Source organism: Pseudomonas sp. MWU12-3088 (assembly GCF_023242405.1).
Taxonomy (GTDB): domain Bacteria; phylum Pseudomonadota; class Gammaproteobacteria; order Pseudomonadales; family Pseudomonadaceae; genus Aquipseudomonas; species Aquipseudomonas kribbensis.
The window spans coordinates 288,472-305,130 of the sequence record NZ_JALJEA010000008.1; the positions used below are offsets into that span (position 1 = coordinate 288,472).

Genomic DNA, 16,659 nt, shown 5'->3' on the forward strand with positions numbered 1-16,659 from the left:
GGTCAAACCCCGTGGCTTGTTCATCGGCCTGATTCTGCTATGTCTGTTGGCGATCTGGTTGTCGCTGGCGCTGGGGCCGGTCAGCCTGCCGCTGTTCGATACCTTGCGCGCGGCATTGCGCATGATCGGCGTGCCGCTGGCGCCGGACGGGCTGGAGCAGGCTGAGCTGATTCTCGGGCAGATCCGCCTGCCTCGGACACTGCTCGGGTTGGCGGTCGGCGGTGTGCTGGCGTTGTCCGGCGTGGCGATGCAGGGCCTGTTTCGCAATCCGCTGGCCGATCCCGGGTTGGTTGGCGTCTCCAGTGGCGCTGCTTTAGGCGCGGCGGTGGCGATTGTCGGCGGTTCGTTCTTCGGCGGTTTGCCGGAATGGTTCGGGCCGTATCTGCTGTCTGTGTGTGCGTTTCTCGGCGGTCTCGGGGTGACGGCGCTGGTCTATCGTCTTGGTCGTCGCAACGGGCAGACCAATGTCGCGACCATGTTGCTGGCGGGTATCGCCCTGACTGCGCTGGCCAGTTCGGCAGTGGGACTGTTTACCTATCTGGCGGATGACGCCACCCTGCGAACCCTGACTTTCTGGAACCTCGGCAGCCTCAACGGTGCGAGTTATGCGCGGTTGTGGCCGCTGCTGATCATCAGCGCCGGCGTCGCGTTGTGGCTTCCGCGTCGGGCGAAGGCTTTGAATGCGTTGTTGCTCGGGGAATCGGAAGCCGGGCATCTGGGGATCGATGTCGAGCGGCTCAAGCGTGAGCTGGTGTTCTGCACGGCGCTGGGCGTCGGTGCCGCGGTGGCGGCGGCGGGGATGATCGGCTTTGTCGGGCTGGTAGTGCCGCATCTGGTGCGTTTGCTCGCCGGGCCGGATCATCGGGTGTTGTTGCCGGCTTCCGTGCTGGCTGGGGCCAGTCTGCTGTTGCTGGCGGATCTGGTGGCACGGCTGGCGCTGGCACCGGCGGAATTGCCAATCGGTATCGTCACCGCATTCATCGGCGCGCCGTTCTTCCTTTATCTGTTGTTGCGAGGACGTGCCTGATGTTGCGTGCGCACAATCTGCACATCTGTCGTGGCCGCAACACGGTACTGGCGGACGTCAGTCTGCAATTGGAACCGGGTGAAGTGCTCGGCGTGCTCGGTCCCAACGGTGCCGGCAAGAGCACGTTGCTCGGGGCGATGTGCGGTGAACTGAGCGCCAGCGAAGGCAGTGTTCTTCTCGACGGTGAAAACCTTGGCCATTGGAGTGGCACCCAGCGTGCGCAGCGGCTGGCGGTATTGCCGCAGGTATCGACGCTGGATTTCGCCTTTCGCGTCGAAGAGGTGGTCGGGATGGGGCGTTTGCCTTATCAGACCGGCGTCGTGCGCGATGACGAGATTGTTGCCGACGCATTGGCGGCCGCTGATGCCGGGCACCTGAGCGGGCGCAGTTATCTGGCGTTGTCCGGTGGCGAGCGCCAGCGGGTGCATCTGGCCCGCGTGCTGGCGCAGTTGTGGCCGGGGCAGGTCGGGCAGACCTTGTTGCTGGACGAGCCGACTTCGATGCTCGATCCGCTGCATCAACACACCACGCTGCAAGCGGTACGCGAGTTTGCCGACCGCGGCGCTGCCGTGATGGTGATCCTGCATGATCTGAACCTGGCGGCGCGCTATTGTGATCGCATCTTGCTGCTTGAGGGCGGGCGTCCGGTGGCGCTGGACACGCCGCAGCAGGTGCTGCGTCCGGAGTCGCTCAAGGCTGTATTCGGACTGGAGGTGTTGGTGCAGCCACACCCGGAGCGCGGGCATCCGCTGATCATCGCCCGCTGATTTCATCATCGAGGTGAAAGCATGCGTAGGATTTTGCTGTTTGCGGTGTTGTTGCTCGGCGGTTGCCAGCATGTCGCTCCGCCACCGGTCACTGGCGAGATTCGCGACCTGCGTAGCGGAACACTGATTACCCCGCAAGAATTGCTGACGCGTCTGGCCGAGCCGGCGCGGGTGATCGTCGGTGAGCAGCACGACAATGCCGATCACCATGCCGTGCAATTGTGGCTGCTGCAGAGTCTGGGCGAAAAGCGCCCACAGGGTAGCCTCTTGCTGGAAATGCTGACCCCCGATCAACAATCGCGGGTTGATGGTGTGCGGCGTGCGCCAAAGCCTCCCGCTGATCTTCCGGTCGAGCTGGCGTGGCAGGACGGTTGGGACTGGAATCTCTACGGGCCGATTGTCCGGTTTGCTTTCACGCAACCGTATCCGCTGCTGGCGGCCAATCTCGATAACAGTGAAATTCGTGCGTTCTATCGCCAGCCTCCGGTTCTGCAAGGGGAACGCAGTAACGCCGAGTCGGTGAAAAACGAGCTGGCCGGACAGATCAGTGATTCGCATTGTGGCTTGCTGCCTCAATCGCAAATGCCGGCGATGCTGGCGGTGCAGCAGCAACGGGATCGGCGGATGGCGACAAGATTGTTGGCGGCGCCTGCGCCGGCGTTGTTGTTCGCGGGTGCGTTCCATGCGCGCAAGGATGTGGGTGTGCCGCTGCATGTGGCGGATCTGGGCGCGCCCGAAGCACCGGTGGTGCTGATGCTAGCGGAGCAGGGCAGTGAGGTCACGGCGGCCATGGCCGATTATGTCTGGTTCACACCGGCCACGCCGAAACCGGATTACTGTGCCGAGATGCGCAAACAGTTCGGCCAATGACTTTCTCGCGGGCAAAAAAAGACCCGGAAAAACCGGGTCAAATAACCGTGATTAGCCTGATGAGGAGATAATCTGAGAGTCCGAACCAAGGGCTTTTCAGAATATCGACTGATCTCGCGATCAGTTGTGATAATCATAGCGATTCTCATTAACAAGTCAACGTGTGTTTTTCCATTTCTTCGGTTTTGTTTGGGGGATGGCTGAAAAGCCCTGAAAACACAGGGCTTCAACTTGGACGGTCAATTGCCGTGAGCTGCTTGTTGAGCTGGTCGATGCGCCGCGCCATGCTTTCGATCAGGCTGTGGGCGATTTTCGGATTGCTGCGGGTCATGCTCAGAAACTGATCGCCGGGAATCAGCATCACGGTGCTCGGCTCGCAGGTAACGACGGTTGCGTTGCGGGGTTCACCGGTGAATATCGCCATGGCGCCGAAAATCTCGTCCCTGGGCACTTCGCCGACCTTGTGCCCGTCGACGAACGCTTGTGCATGTCCTTCGATTATCACGAACACGTGATCGGCGGGATCGCCTTCGCGGATCAACACTTCTCCGGCCTCGACCCGTTTAAAGCCATTGGTGCTGCGAAACTCCCGTGGCTTCAGCTCGCCAACCGCATGGGCCAACAGCGCCATCTGGCCCAACAGATAGTGCAGAAACTGCTCCGAGCGCGCGGGTTCTGAATACACATGCTGGAACAAATCGCGTTGACGGAAGGGCAGCAAACTCAATGGGCCGTCGGAGCAAAGAATGCAATCCACCCAGTCAGGACCTTGCTGCAGGCCAACCAGATCACCTTCTTGCCAATAGAACAGCGCTCGGCCTCCCAAGCGGCCATTGATGACGCCGTCCATCAGTAGAAACAGTTGATCGCCCGGCAACCGTGCCATCAGATCATCCGTGGCTTCCAGCTCCAGCACGGGCCCACACGGTGCAAGGTCCCGCAGAAATTGACCGGGCAGGTTCTGCAAACGGTTGATCATTGATTCGGCCGGCGCCGATTGTTCCCCGAGCAGATACATGAAGGTGGGTGCCCGTCAGTTCTTGTGGCGAGAGGAAATGGCTTCAAGCTGTTTGTTCAGAGCGTCCTTGCGTTCGGCGGGAATGTCGTTCCAGTGCACATCCATCAACGCCCCTTCGATCGCATACAGCAACACCTTCGACGCCCGGAACCCGCGCGTGCGCACGGCCCGATAGGCATCCACGGCGCCCAGGCGACGCAGATCCGAGGCGCTGTGGATGCCCACGGCATGCAGCCATTGCGCCGACGTCTTGCCAAGATTCTTCAGGTGTTGCAGTTCATCATTCATCAAGCCTCCTTGCGACGGCCGAATGGTGCGTGGGCGATCATCTCAGGAGTGTAGCCATCAGTAGGAAAAGCGTGGTTGTTTGGTCGGATTCGACGCAAAAGCTTCTAAGAAAGGTCAGGTTTTCACGAAGGATCAGGATGGGGAGGGCGCGAAAAAGCACGAATAGCACACAGTCCAGCGCAAAGCGGGGGCGCTGGACGGGTTAGCCTTTCGCAGGCTTAGCGGGTGCGATAGCGCAGGCGGGTACCGAAATTCATCGACATCAGAATTTCGTCTGCACTCAGCTCCGGCGGGAAGTAAGCACCGGAAATCTGCGCGTGGGCCAGGCTGGCGCCCTCCAGGGAGGCGTTGCGAAAGTCGATGCCGCGCAGATCAGCGGAACGGAAGTAGGCGTCCCGGAAATCCACGCCATCGGCGTTCAATTCGCGCAAGTCGAGGCCGCGAAAATCACCGCCGACCATGTCGATCGGGCCGTCTTTCGGACGTTCTTTGTTGAAACCGGTTATGTCGTCTTTGTGCAGCAAGGCATAAAGCGGGGTGTCGAGAAGTTTCGGCTGGCTCATGTCAGATCACCTGTTGGTTTTATGACGCCAGTATAGTGCCACTATTTGACGGCCGTGAAGCGAGCGAGGGCTTCACGGCCGAAATAGTTTCTTACAGACCTGGCAGGCGCTGGCGGATTTGTGCCACGACGGTATCCAGGGTGCCGGATTCGTTGGTCTGCACGCGTTTGCTGCGCAGGATTTCATCCGGGGTCAGGGCTTCACGATTGGCCTGCTGGGCTTCGATCACGGCCAATGTGGCGTCGGACGGATCCTTCTTGTCTGCCTGACGAATCGCCAGCCAGCTCTCGATCACGGCTTGTGGCGCGTTGCAGTCGAGGATCAGGAATGGCGTGCCGGTGGCCTCGGCAACCTTGGCTGCACTGTCACGTTGTTCGCGCTTGAGGTAAGTGGCATCGATCACCACCGGGAAGCCGGCATGCAGGATCACTTCGGCGATTTCATGCAGGCGAGCATAGGTCGCGGTGCTGGCGTCGGCGCTGTAAATACCGGCCTGAACATCATTGGCGACGGTTTGTTCGCCGAACAGACGTTTGCGCTCGACATCGGAACGCAGGCGAATCGCGCCCAGCGCCTCGACCAGACGCATGGCCACATGGCTTTTGCCTACCGCGGATACGCCGTGGGTGATCGCCATGAAACGCGAAGGAATGGTGCTGTAGCTTTCCGCCAGGTTCGCGTAGTTGCGGTACTGGCGCAGGGTGGTGGCGCGCTGCACCGGCGTCGCGTCGGCAGGCATGCTGAACAGCGCAACTTTCGCACGCACCAGTGCACGGTAAGCCTTGTAGAAGTTCAACACTTCCAGGCCCTGATAGTCACCGGTCAGCTCCAGGTACTGGCTGATGAAGCGACGGGCCAGGGATTTCAGGCCACGGTCTTCCAGGTCCATCGCCAGGAAGCCGGTGTCGGCCCAGACGTCGGTGAAGCGGAACGGCTCGTTGAATTCGATGCAGTCGAAGATCACCACTTTGCCATCGATCAGCGTGGCGTTGCCCAGGTGAATGTCACCGTGGCATTCGCGGGTGAAGCCTTCGGCCTTGCGCTGGGCGAACAGGGGCTTCAAACGTTCGAAGCTGCTTTCGGCCCAGGCTTGCAGGGCATCCAGTTGCAGCAGGTCGGCTTTGTCGCTGAGGAACGGCAGGATCTGCTCGAAATTCTGGCGAACCGGCGCCATCACGCTTTCCGGAGTGCCGGCATCGTGCTCGGCCGGAACCTTCGGCGCGCTGAGGTGGAAACGGGCAATCTGCTCGGCCATTTCGTCGATGTGCGTAGTGGTCAGCTCGCCGTTGGCCTGCAGGGTACTCAGCAGGCCGGTCTGCGGGAACTGGCGCATTTTCAGCACGTATTCGATAGCCGGGCCTTCGCCACCCAGTTGCGGGGCTTCGACAGTGCCGGTGACCGGAATCACTTCCAGATACAAATCTTCGGTCAGACGCTGGTTGAGGCGCAGCTCTTCGCCACAGAAGTGTTCGCGGGATTCGAGGCTGGTGAAGTCGAGAAAGCCGAAGTTCACCGGCTTCTTCACTTTATAAGCGTAAGGGCCGGTGAGCAGGACCCACGAGATATGGGTTTCGATGACCTGAAACCCTTCGACAGGGTGCGCAAACAGGGCAGGGTTTTGCAGGGCGGCGATCAGGGACTGGCTCACAGGCGATCCTTCAGAGACTGGGGAAATTCGAGGCCGCCATTATGGCCGCTCGCCAGCCCGACGCAAACCTCGGAGCGCTCCTGTTGAGTATGAATAAAGTGCGTATAATCCGCCGCCATGACTCGTACTCGATCCCCCCGCACTCCTAAAAAACCACCTTCCCGGGGCCTGCGCCCATGGTTGGGCTGGGCCCTGAAACTCAGTCTGGTCGGCCTTGTGGTGCTGGCCGGCTTCGCCGTTTACCTCGATGCCGTGGTGCAGGAGAAGTTCTCCGGCAAGCGCTGGACCATCCCGGCCAAGGTATACGCGCGGCCGCTCGAGCTGTTCGTCGGACAGAAGTTGAGCAAGGACGATTTCCTCACCGAACTCGATGCCCTGGGTTATCGCCGCGAAGCCGTGAGCAATGGCCCCGGCGCTGCAGCCGTCAACGGCAATACCGTCGATCTGAACACCCGTGGTTTCCAGTTCTACGAAGGCCTGGAGAAACCGCAGCCAGTGCGCGTGCGCTTCTCTGGCGACTACGTGGCCGAGCTCTCGGCGACGAACGGTTCGAAGCTGTCGGTGGTGCGTCTGGAGCCGCTGCTGATCGGCGGGATCTACCCGAAAAACCTTGAAGACCGGATTCTGATCAAGCTCGATCAGGTGCCGCCTTACCTGCTGGAAACCCTGGTCGCCGTGGAAGACCGGGATTACTACAGTCACTGGGGCGTGTCGCCGAAGTCGATTGCCCGGGCGATCTGGGTCAACACATCCGGCGGCAAGATGACCCAGGGCGGCAGTACGCTGACCCAGCAACTGGTCAAGAACTTCTACCTCACCAACGAACGCAGCCTGACCCGCAAGCTCACCGAAGCGATGATGGCGATGCTGCTTGAGCTGCATTACGACAAGAAGGAAATTCTTGAGGCTTACCTCAACGAAGTCTTCGTCGGTCAGGATGGTCAGCGTGCGGTGCACGGTTTCGGTCTGGCCAGCCAGTTCTTCTTCGGCCAGCCATTGTCCGAGCTGAAACTGCATCAGGTCGCGCTGCTGGTCGGCATGGTCAAAGGGCCTTCCTATTACAACCCGCGTCGCAACCCGGAGCGGGCGCTGGAACGACGTAACCTGGTGCTCGACGTGCTTGAGCAGCAGGGTGTCGCTTCCGCCGAACAGGTCGAGGCCGCGAAGAAAATGCCGCTGGGCGTGACCTCGCGTGGCAAGCTGGCCGACAGCTCGTTCCCGGGCTTCATCGACCTGGTCAAACGCCAGTTGCGTGAAGACTACCGCGACGAAGACTTGACCGAGGAAGGTCTGCGGATCTTCACCAGTTTCGACCCGATCCTGCAGATGAAAGCCGAAGCTTCGGTGAATGACACCTTCAAGCGTCTGTCGGGCCGCAAGGGCGCCGACGATGTGGAAGCCGCGATGGTCGTGACCAATCCGGAAACCGGCGAAGTCCAGGCGATGATCGGCAGCCGTCAGGCCAGTTATGCCGGGTTCAACCGGGCACTGGATGCGGTGCGGCCTATCGGTTCTCTGGTCAAGCCTGCGGTTTATCTGACCGCACTGGAAAAACCGAGCCAGTACACGCTGACCAGTTGGCTGTCGGATGATCCGCTTTCCATCAAGGGCGCGGACGGTCAGGTCTGGAAACCGCAGAACTATGATCGTCGCTCCCACGGTACGGTGTTCCTCTATCAAGGGCTGGCGCACTCCTACAACCTGTCGACCTCGCGTCTCGGCCTGGCGGTGGGTGTTCCGAATGTCCTCAAGACCATCGGGCGCCTGGGTGTGACCCGTGAGTTCCCGGCGTTCCCGTCGATGCTGCTGGGGGCCGGTGGTATGACGCCGATCGAAGTGGCGACGATGTACCAGACCCTCGCCAACGGTGGCTTCAATACACCGATGCGCGGTATTCGTAGCGTGCTGACCGCCGAGGGCGAGCCGCTCAAGCGTTATCCGTTCCAGATCGAGCAACGTTTCGATCCGGCCTCGATCTACCTGATCCAGAACGCCATGCAGCGCGTCATGCGCGAAGGTACCGGCAGTTCGGTTTACAACGTATTGCCCAAGACCCTGACACTGGCCGGCAAGACCGGTACCAGTAACGATTCACGCGATAGCTGGTTCGCAGGTTTCAGCCAGGATCTGCTGGCGGTGGTCTGGCTCGGACGCGACGATAACGGCAAGACGCCGTTCACCGGTGCAACCGGTGCATTGCAGGTCTGGACCAGCTTCATGCGCAAGGCCGACCCGCTGCCACTGGACATGCCGCAACCGGACAATGTGGTGCAGGCGTGGGTTGATTCGCGTACCGGCCAGGGCTCCGATGCCAACTGTCCGGGCGCTGTGCAGATGCCGTATATTCGCGGCAGCGAACCGCCACCCGGCGCCTCCTGCGCGGGCGAAAGCCCGGCCTCGAGCGAGTCGGTGATGGATTGGGTCAAGGGCTGGATGAATTAAGCGAAGAGGGTTTCAAGTGAACAAGTGGTTGATTCCAGCGGTGACCGCCGTGGCTTTGCTCAGCGGCTGCTCCACCGTACAGCGTGGTTCGATTCCGGTTGTGGACTCCGGCACTACCGTGTCCAACAGCGAGCGTCTTTCGGCCAACGGCGGCTTCCGCAAGACGACGGTGAAACGACCTGTGCAGGGTCAGGCGCAATCGCAGGCCATCCCGCAAGGCGATACCGGTGTAGTGGTCATGGTTCCTGGTGGCGCTGCGGCTTCTGCACCGATCAGCAGCTCGCCGATCGTGCCGGGCCCGGCGTCCGGCGGTATCACCGCAGGGCCGTACAACCCTTCGCCGGTCGAATCGGCACCGATCAGCTCCGGCAGCTACAGCATGCCTTCGACGCCGAGCGGCATCCCTTCGGCCAGCAGCGGCGGTGGTCTGTCTGCCGACGAGCAACTGGACGGTCCGGTGCTCGCCTTGCTGAGTACGGCGCAACAACAACAGGCCGGCGGCGACCTGAACGGCGCGTCCTCCAGCCTTGAGCGCGCCCAACGCGTAGCTCCGCGTGAGCCGCAAGTGCTTTACCGCCTGGCACAGGTGCGCATGGCGCAGGGCGATGCCCCGCAAGCCGAGCAAACCGCCCGCCGCGCGCTGACCATGGCCAATGGTCGTCCGGACTTGCAGGCCAGCCTGTGGGAACTGATCGCTCAGGCGCGTGAGAAACAAGGTGATTCCGCCGGCGCCGCACTGGCCCGTCAGAAGGCCAAGGTTTCGCTGTGATGGACGCTCGCTTTTCGAAAGTCGCCGATCAACTGTTGTTGATCGAGCGCGAACTGCGTGCCCAGGGCTGGTGGGATGATGTCCAGCCTTCGGTCGAAGCCTTGAGCAGTGTCGAGCCGTTTTCGGTCGACACCCTCGATTTCGAGCAGTGGCTGCAATGGATCTTCCTGCCGCGGATGAAGATGATCCTCGAACAGAACCTGCCATTGCCCAATGCTTCGGGCATTCAGGAAATGGCCGAAATGGTCTTCGCCCAGCGCAATCTGCAGGGCAAGGACCGGCAGTTGCAGGTATTGCTCAAAGAGTTCGACCTGCTGATAACCGCTTCGCGTTGAACGGCCGGCTGCCAGTGATCACTGGCAGTTTTCGGCAATCTGTTTCTGCGTCTCTGCGATACGCTCCTGACGTTGCGTCTCGCTCAGCCGACGCAACTCCCCCTCGGTTTCTTCCCTCAGGCGCGGATTGTTCTGCAGCTGCGCCAGGTTCGTGCGCGCCTGTTCACAGAAGGTCTTGAGCTGAGCCTGTTGCTCGGCGACCTGTTTCCTGACCTTGTCGTCGATGGCTTTCTGATCGCCCAGCGCGCCGCTGCCGGGCATCGCAGTCGGGCGCGGAGCAGGCGAGGGCGGCGTTTGCAGGGTGGTCGCCGATTGCCCCTGCGGCGGCTGCGCATCGAAGTGCGTGACACCTTGGGCATCGACCCATTTGTAGATCTGACCGGCCATGCACCAGGGGCTGAGGCCGATCAGCAGTATGACGAGGAGCGTTCGCATGCTGATTCCTTGGCAAAATTGCGCAATTGACGCTAACAGAGTAGCGCTTTTCAGGTTTTTTCTTGCGTTCTCATGTGCTTACCCACAATTAAGCACATTGACGGCTTGACTTGGAGAGGGCGAAACAGAAGAATCCAAAGTCCGCTGTACAGGGACTGCCAGAAGCAGACCCTCTCGGCAGATCATGAGGCGCATATCCGCGTCGACCTGTTACACCCGCAACGCGTTACCTCGCGCTGGGTGGGAAAGGCCCGCAACACTTGGGACGATCCCAATACTTGCTCAGTCAGTGCTGACGTAGTCGGCGACCACCGTCGCTCATGCTCTGCCGAGAAGTAAACCTATTAAGACCCGTTCGCCTTTTTGTGGACGGTATTCTGGCGTTTTAGAGGTGAACAACGTGGAGCTTTTATCTGGCGGTGAGATGCTCGTCCGCTTCTTGCGTGACGAAGGCGTCAAATATATCTACGGGTACCCGGGTGGTGCTCTCCTTCATGTTTACGATGCCCTGTTCAAAGAACCGGAAGTGACCCACATCCTGGTTCGTCACGAGCAAGCGGCTACCCATATGGCTGACGGCTACGCCCGTGCCACCGGTAAAGCCGGCGTGGTATTGGTGACTTCCGGTCCAGGCGCCACAAACGCCATCACCGGTATTGCCACGGCCTACATGGACTCGATTCCAATGGTGATCATTTCCGGTCAGGTGCCAAGCACCATGGTCGGCACCGACGCGTTCCAGGAAACCGACATGATCGGTATCTCCCGGCCGATCGTGAAGCACAGCTTCATGATCAAGCACGCTTCGGAAATCCCGGAAGTCATGAAGAAAGCCTTCTACCTGGCGCAGTCCGGTCGTCCGGGCCCGGTCGTGGTCGATATCCCGAAAGACATGACCAACCCGGCCGAGAAGTTCGAATACATCTTCCCGAAGAAAGCCAAACTGCGTTCCTACAGCCCGGCCGTTCGCGGTCACTCCGGGCAAATCCGCAAGGCGGCAGAAATGCTCCTGGCGGCCAAGCGTCCCGTGCTGTACTCCGGCGGTGGCGTGATTCTGGGCAACGGCTCCGCGCCGCTGACCGAACTGGCGCAAATGCTCAACCTGCCGGTCACCAATACCTTGATGGGCCTGGGTGGTTACCCAGGCACTGACCGTCAGTTCATCGGCATGCTCGGCATGCACGGCAGCTACACCGCCAACCTGGCGATGCACCACGCCGACGTGATCCTGGCAGTCGGTGCGCGTTTCGACGATCGCGTGATCAACGGTGCGCCGAAGTTCTGCCCGAACGCCAAGATCATTCACATCGACATCGACCCGGCTTCGATTTCCAAGACCATCAAGGCTGACGTGCCAATCGTTGGCCCGGTGGAGAGCGTCCTGACCGAAATGGTCGCGATCCTCAAGGAAATCGGCGAAACCCCGAACAAGGAAGCGGTCACCAGCTGGTGGAAGCAGGTTGATGAGTGGCGCGGTGATCGCGGCCTTTTCCCTTACGACAAGGGCGACGGCAGCAAGATCAAGCCACAGACCGTTATCGAAACCCTGTGCGAAGTGACCAAGGGCGACGCTTTTGTGACCTCCGACGTGGGCCAGCACCAGATGTTCGCTGCGCAGTACTACAAGTTCAACAAGCCGAACCGCTGGATCAACTCCGGTGGCCTGGGCACGATGGGCTTCGGTCTGCCGGCCGCGATGGGCATTGCCTTGAGCTTCCCCGAGTCTGACGTTGCGTGCGTCACCGGCGAAGGCAGCATCCAGATGAACATTCAGGAGCTGTCGACCTGCTTGCAATACGGTTTGCCGGTGAAAATCGTCATCCTGAACAACGGTGTTCTGGGCATGGTGCGTCAGTGGCAGGACATGAGCTACGGCAGCCGTCACTCGCATTCGTACATGGAGTCGCTGCCTGATTTCGTCAAGCTGGCCGAGGCCTATGGCCACGTCGGCGTGCGCATCACCGAATCGAAAGATTTGAAGTCGAAGATGGAAGAAGCGTTCGCCCTGAAGGATCGCCTGGTCGTGATCGATATTTCGGTCGACACCAGCGAGCACGTCTACCCGATGCAGATCAAAGACGGCTCGATGCGCGATATGTGGCTGAGCAAGACGGAGCGTACCTAATCATGCGGCACATTATTTCCTTGCTTCTGGAAAACGAACCCGGTGCTTTGTCTCGCGTAGTCGGCCTGTTCTCGCAGCGCAACTACAACATCGAAAGCCTGACCGTGGCGCCAACCGAAGACCCGACCCTGTCGCGTCTGACGCTGACCACTGTCGGCCACGATGAAATCATCGAGCAGATCACCAAAAACCTGAACAAGCTGATCGAAGTGGTCAAGCTGGTGGACCTGTCGGAAAGTGCTCACATCGAGCGCGAACTGATGCTGGTCAAGGTCAAGGCCACTGGCGCCCAGCGCGCCGAGATCAAACGCACCACCGATATCTACCGTGGACAGATCGTCGACGTCAGCGCCAGCGTGTATACCGTTCAACTGACCGGTACCAGCGACAAGCTCGACAGCTTCATTCAGTCCATCGGCACCGCATCGATTCTGGAAACCGTCCGTAGTGGCGTCACCGGTATTGCCCGCGGCGACAAAGTACTCAGCATCTAAACCAAATTAGCGATTGGCCTGAACGGCCTGGATATAAAGGGGAAATTCATGAAAGTTTTCTACGATAAAGACTGCGACCTGTCGATCATCCAGGGCAAGAAAGTTGCCATCATCGGTTACGGCTCCCAGGGCCACGCTCAAGCGTGCAACCTGAAAGATTCCGGTGTCGACGTTACCGTCGGTCTGCGTAAAGGTTCGGCCACCGTTGCCAAGGCAGAAGCCCACGGCCTGAAAGTGACCGACGTGGCTGCCGCTGTTGCCGGCGCCGACCTGGTCATGATCCTGACCCCGGACGAGTTCCAGTCCCAGCTGTACAAGAACGAAATCGAGCCGAACATCAAGAAAGGCGCCACTCTGGCCTTCTCCCACGGTTTCGCGATCCACTACAACCAGGTTGTTCCGCGTGCCGACCTCGACGTGATCATGATCGCGCCGAAAGCCCCGGGCCACACCGTACGTTCCGAATTCGTGAAAGGCGGCGGTATCCCTGACCTGATCGCGATCTACCAGGACGCCTCGGGCAACGCCAAGAACGTTGCACTGTCCTACGCCGCCGGCGTGGGTGGCGGTCGTACCGGCATCATCGAAACCACCTTCAAGGACGAGACCGAAACCGACCTGTTCGGCGAGCAAGCCGTTCTGTGCGGCGGTACCGTTGAACTGGTAAAAGCCGGTTTCGAAACCCTGGTTGAAGCTGGCTACGCGCCGGAAATGGCCTACTTCGAGTGTCTGCACGAACTGAAACTGATCGTTGACCTCATGTACGAAGGCGGTATCGCGAACATGAACTACTCGATCTCCAACAACGCTGAATACGGCGAGTACGTGACGGGTCCGGAAGTGATCAACGCCGAATCCCGTCAGGCCATGCGCAACGCCCTGAAACGTATTCAGGACGGCGAATACGCCAAAATGTTCATCAGCGAAGGCGCAACCGGCTACCCTTCGATGACCGCCAAGCGTCGTAACAACGCCGCTCACGGTATCGAAATCATCGGCGAGCAACTGCGCTCCATGATGCCGTGGATCGGTGCCAACAAGATCGTCGACAAAGCCAAAAACTAAGTCTTCGACCCTTGTAAGAAAAAAACGCGGCCTCGGCCGCGTTTTTTCGTATGGGCGGGCGGTTCTGGTATAAAGCTGCATCGTTTGTGGCCGAACCGTCGTCCCAGACACCTGTCGAAAATGTCCAATCCGTTGCAAGGTAATGTCCATGAGCGAACGTCCCGAAGAGCCGAACCAGGCTTCAGACGCCGAAAGCCTGCTGCCCATCGATGAACATGTCGAAGAAGGGCATGACGCAGAAGGTCGTAAAGTCCGGCATCGTGGTATCTATCTGCTGCCGAATCTGTTCACCACTGCGAACCTGTTCGCGGGGTTCTATTCCATCATCAATTCGATGAGTGCCCAGGCTGCCTTGAGCGCCGGGGATTCGGCGAATGCGAGCAAGTACTTCGCCTTCGCGGCCATCGCGATCTTCGTCGCCATGGTGCTCGATGGTCTCGACGGCCGTGTGGCACGCATGACCAACACGCAAAGTGCATTCGGTGCCGAGTACGACTCGCTGTCGGACATGGTTGCCTTTGGCGTCGCGCCAGCATTGCTGGCATTCGGCTGGGCCCTGGGTGACATGGGCAAGGTCGGCTGGATGGTCGCCTTCATCTATGTGGCGGGTGCGGCGTTGCGTCTGGCGCGCTTCAACACTCAGGTCGGCACTGCCGACAAGCGCTACTTCATCGGCCTGGCCAGCCCGGCAGCTGCCGGTGTGGTGGCTGGGATTGTCTGGGCGTTCAGCGATTACGGGATCCAGGGTTCGAAGATGTCGTTCCTGGTTGCACTGATGGTGGCGGCCGCCGGCATGCTGATGGTCAGCAATATCAAGTACAACAGTTTCAAGGAGCTGGATCTGAAGGGGCGCGTGCCATTTGTTGCGATTCTGGCGGTGGTGCTGGTGTTCGCCGTGGTGTTCAGTGATCCGCCGCGCATTCTGCTGTTGGTGTTCCTCGCCTATGCGGCTTCGGGCCCGGTGCAGTACCTGTTGCATCTTCGTCGCCACAAAAACGTCGAGTGATGTAATTTCCCTCATACTCCGCAGTCTATGGGTGCATCTGTCCTCCAAAACTGCGGAGTTGTCATGCTGATCAAATTCCCCAAAGCTTCCGACTGCCACGAGTCGGACGTCACGCCTGAATCCATTTATCTCACTCGCCGACAATTGCTCGGTGCTGCTGCGGCCGGCCTGGCTGTGAGCAGTCTGCCGCGTTGGGCCAGTGCCGAAGAGGCCGCCCGTTATGCCGATGTCGAGCCCGGACATGCGCCCGCCTGGTTTTCCGAGAAGCAGCCTTCTATTAAATGGGGGGCCGTGAACGTCAAGGATGAGGCGATCACGCCCTATAAGGACGCGACCCACTACAACAACTTCTATGAGTTCGGCACCGACAAGGGTGATCCGGCGGCGAATGCCGGATCGCTGAAGACCGAACCGTGGAGTGTGGTGGTGGACGGGGAGGTGGGTAAGCCGGGGCGTTATGCACTGGAAGACTTCATGAAACCTTACCAGTTGGAGGAGCGCATCTATCGCCTGCGTTGTGTCGAGGCGTGGTCGATGGTGATTCCCTGGATCGGCTTTCCCATTTCGGCGCTGCTCAAGCAGGTCGAGCCAACGTCCAACGCCAAATACATCCGTTTTGAAACCTTGCAGGATCCCAAGAGCATGCCGGGACAGCGTTCAGGATTTGCCCTGATCGACTGGCCTTATGTAGAAGGCTTGCGTCTGGATGAGGCGATGAATCCGTTGGCTATCCTGGCTGTGGGCATGTACGGCCGCGAATTGCCAAATCAGAACGGCGCGCCGTTGCGTCTGGTGGTGCCGTGGAAGTATGGCTTCAAGAGTGTCAAATCCATCGTGCGGATCAGTCTTGTCAGTGAACAGCCAAAAACGACATGGCAAAGCATTGCGGCGGATGAATACGGTTTCTATGCGAATGTGAACCCGACGGTTGATCACCCTCGCTGGACCCAGGCTCGGGAACGGCGCCTTCCCAATAGTCTGTTCAAGCCGAATGTGCGTGATACGCAGATGTTCAACGGCTACTCGGACGAAGTCGCTTCTTTATATACAGGGCTCGATCTGCGGAAGAACTACTGATGCGATATCCGTTCTGGCGTGTGAGCGTTTTTATTGCGGCGGCTATCTGGCCGTTGTGGTGGTTCTATCAGGCCTTTGAGGATCTGCTTGGGCCGGATCCCGGGAAGGTTTTAGTGGATCGTCTTGGGCTCGGGACATTGGTGTTGCTGTTGATCACGCTGAGCATGACGCCGTTGCAGAAACTGACGGGGTGGGCAGGGTGGGTCGCTGTGCGCCGGCAGTTGGGGCTTTGGTGTTTTGCGTATGTGGTTTTGCATTTGTGCAGCTATATGGCATTCATCCTGGGTTTCGACTGGTCGCAACTGGGCGTGGAGTTGCGCAAACGTCCGTACATTATTGTCGGCACGCTGGGGTTTCTGGGGTTGCTGACATTGGCGGTGACGTCCAATCGTTATAGCCAGCGTCGTTTGGGTGGGCGCTGGAAGAAGTTGCACCGGTTGGCGTATGTGATTCTCGGGTTGGGATTGCTGCATATGTTGTGGATTGTGCGCGCCGATCTTAAGGAGTGGGCGGTTTATGCCTTTATAGGTGGGTTGCTTCTTGTGCTGCGCCTTCCGCCTGTAGCCCGCCGAATCCCGCGTCTGCTGGGTAAAAGGCAGGTTTTGCAAGAAAAGCGAAATTAAGGGTTGACGGCAGATTCTGAGTCTCTATAATTCGCCCCACTTCCGGCGCAGTCGAAACGGAAAACTCCTTGAGATTCAATGAGTTATGTAGGTTTCGATAGCGGGTT

At 59.6% G+C, this 16,659-nt stretch carries 17 protein-coding genes; 12 read left to right on the top strand and 5 right to left on the bottom strand.

Features of this window, described 5'->3' with window-relative positions:
* The first annotated feature begins 43 nt into the window (after positions 1–43).
* From M5B98_RS20150 to M5B98_RS20160, 3 genes are read left to right on the top strand one after another with little or no spacing between them, the layout of a single operon-like run.
* On the top strand, positions 44–1,027 hold the full coding sequence (locus M5B98_RS20150; protein WP_170931651.1) for a FecCD family ABC transporter permease: 984 nt from the start codon (positions 44–46) through the stop codon (positions 1,025–1,027).
* Positions 1,027–1,794, top strand: a complete 768-nt coding sequence (locus M5B98_RS20155; RefSeq protein ID WP_248743748.1) for a heme ABC transporter ATP-binding protein — start codon at positions 1,027–1,029, stop codon at positions 1,792–1,794. Before M5B98_RS20150 ends, M5B98_RS20155 begins: the two co-directional genes overlap by 1 nt.
* Before the next feature lie 21 nt (positions 1,795–1,815).
* A complete protein-coding gene (locus M5B98_RS20160; protein ID WP_248743749.1) occupies positions 1,816–2,664 on the top strand; it encodes a ChaN family lipoprotein in 849 nt (282 codons plus the stop codon).
* A gap of 226 nt (positions 2,665–2,890) precedes the next feature.
* Here M5B98_RS20160 and M5B98_RS20165 read toward each other — a convergent pair whose 3' ends face one another.
* From M5B98_RS20165 to M5B98_RS20180, 4 genes are all read right to left on the bottom strand, one after another.
* Complete coding sequence (locus M5B98_RS20165; RefSeq protein ID WP_248743750.1) at positions 2,891–3,682, bottom strand: Crp/Fnr family transcriptional regulator; 792 nt, start codon at positions 3,680–3,682, stop codon at positions 2,891–2,893.
* 15 nt (positions 3,683–3,697) lie between these two features.
* Positions 3,698–3,970: a TfoX/Sxy family protein gene (locus M5B98_RS20170; protein WP_003228231.1), complete on the bottom strand. Its 273-nt coding sequence runs from the start codon at positions 3,968–3,970 to the stop codon at positions 3,698–3,700.
* A 218-nt stretch (positions 3,971–4,188) separates the two neighbouring features.
* The gene (locus M5B98_RS20175; protein WP_085712138.1) at positions 4,189–4,533 is read right to left on the bottom strand and encodes a pentapeptide repeat-containing protein; all 345 of its coding nucleotides are present in this window, start codon (positions 4,531–4,533) and stop codon (positions 4,189–4,191) included.
* 91 nt (positions 4,534–4,624) lie between these two features.
* A complete protein-coding gene (locus M5B98_RS20180; protein WP_248740418.1) occupies positions 4,625–6,181 on the bottom strand; it encodes an AAA family ATPase in 1,557 nt (518 codons plus the stop codon).
* 117 nt (positions 6,182–6,298) lie between these two features.
* On the opposite strand from M5B98_RS20180, the gene mrcB reads away from it, so the two are divergent.
* From mrcB to M5B98_RS20195, 3 genes are read left to right on the top strand one after another with little or no spacing between them, the layout of a single operon-like run.
* Complete coding sequence (mrcB, locus tag M5B98_RS20185; protein WP_248743751.1) at positions 6,299–8,623, top strand: penicillin-binding protein 1B; 2,325 nt, start codon at positions 6,299–6,301, stop codon at positions 8,621–8,623.
* 16 nt (positions 8,624–8,639) lie between these two features.
* Positions 8,640–9,392 (top strand): tetratricopeptide repeat protein, encoded by a 753-nt coding sequence (locus tag M5B98_RS20190; protein ID WP_134828124.1) that lies wholly within the window; start codon positions 8,640–8,642, stop codon positions 9,390–9,392.
* Entirely contained in the window at positions 9,392–9,727 is a 336-nt protein-coding gene (locus M5B98_RS20195) for a YqcC family protein (RefSeq protein WP_114885549.1), read from the top strand. The genes M5B98_RS20190 and M5B98_RS20195 overlap by 1 nt, the downstream gene beginning before the upstream one ends.
* 18 nt (positions 9,728–9,745) lie before the next feature.
* Here the strand turns inward: M5B98_RS20195 and M5B98_RS20200 are convergent, their stop codons facing one another.
* Complete coding sequence (locus M5B98_RS20200) at positions 9,746–10,162, bottom strand: DUF4124 domain-containing protein (protein ID WP_248743752.1); 417 nt, start codon at positions 10,160–10,162, stop codon at positions 9,746–9,748.
* Positions 10,163–10,562: 400 nt separating this feature from the next.
* On the opposite strand from M5B98_RS20200, the gene M5B98_RS20205 reads away from it, so the two are divergent.
* From M5B98_RS20205 to msrQ, 6 genes are all read left to right on the top strand, one after another.
* A complete protein-coding gene (locus M5B98_RS20205; RefSeq protein ID WP_085712358.1) occupies positions 10,563–12,287 on the top strand; it encodes an acetolactate synthase 3 large subunit in 1,725 nt (574 codons plus the stop codon).
* A 2-nt stretch (positions 12,288–12,289) separates the two neighbouring features.
* On the top strand, positions 12,290–12,781 hold the full coding sequence (ilvN, locus tag M5B98_RS20210; protein ID WP_003205610.1) for an acetolactate synthase small subunit: 492 nt from the start codon (positions 12,290–12,292) through the stop codon (positions 12,779–12,781).
* A 48-nt stretch (positions 12,782–12,829) separates the two neighbouring features.
* On the top strand, positions 12,830–13,846 hold the full coding sequence (gene ilvC / locus M5B98_RS20215) for a ketol-acid reductoisomerase (RefSeq protein ID WP_007959661.1): 1,017 nt from the start codon (positions 12,830–12,832) through the stop codon (positions 13,844–13,846).
* A 148-nt stretch (positions 13,847–13,994) separates the two neighbouring features.
* On the top strand, positions 13,995–14,852 hold the full coding sequence (pssA, locus tag M5B98_RS20220) for a CDP-diacylglycerol--serine O-phosphatidyltransferase (RefSeq protein WP_085712132.1): 858 nt from the start codon (positions 13,995–13,997) through the stop codon (positions 14,850–14,852).
* 63 nt (positions 14,853–14,915) lie between these two features.
* On the top strand, positions 14,916–15,929 hold the full coding sequence (gene msrP / locus M5B98_RS20225; protein ID WP_248743753.1) for a protein-methionine-sulfoxide reductase catalytic subunit MsrP: 1,014 nt from the start codon (positions 14,916–14,918) through the stop codon (positions 15,927–15,929).
* Positions 15,929–16,552: a protein-methionine-sulfoxide reductase heme-binding subunit MsrQ gene (msrQ, locus tag M5B98_RS20230; protein WP_248743754.1), complete on the top strand. Its 624-nt coding sequence runs from the start codon at positions 15,929–15,931 to the stop codon at positions 16,550–16,552. The genes msrP and msrQ overlap by 1 nt, the downstream gene beginning before the upstream one ends.
* Positions 16,553–16,659 lie beyond the last annotated feature (107 nt).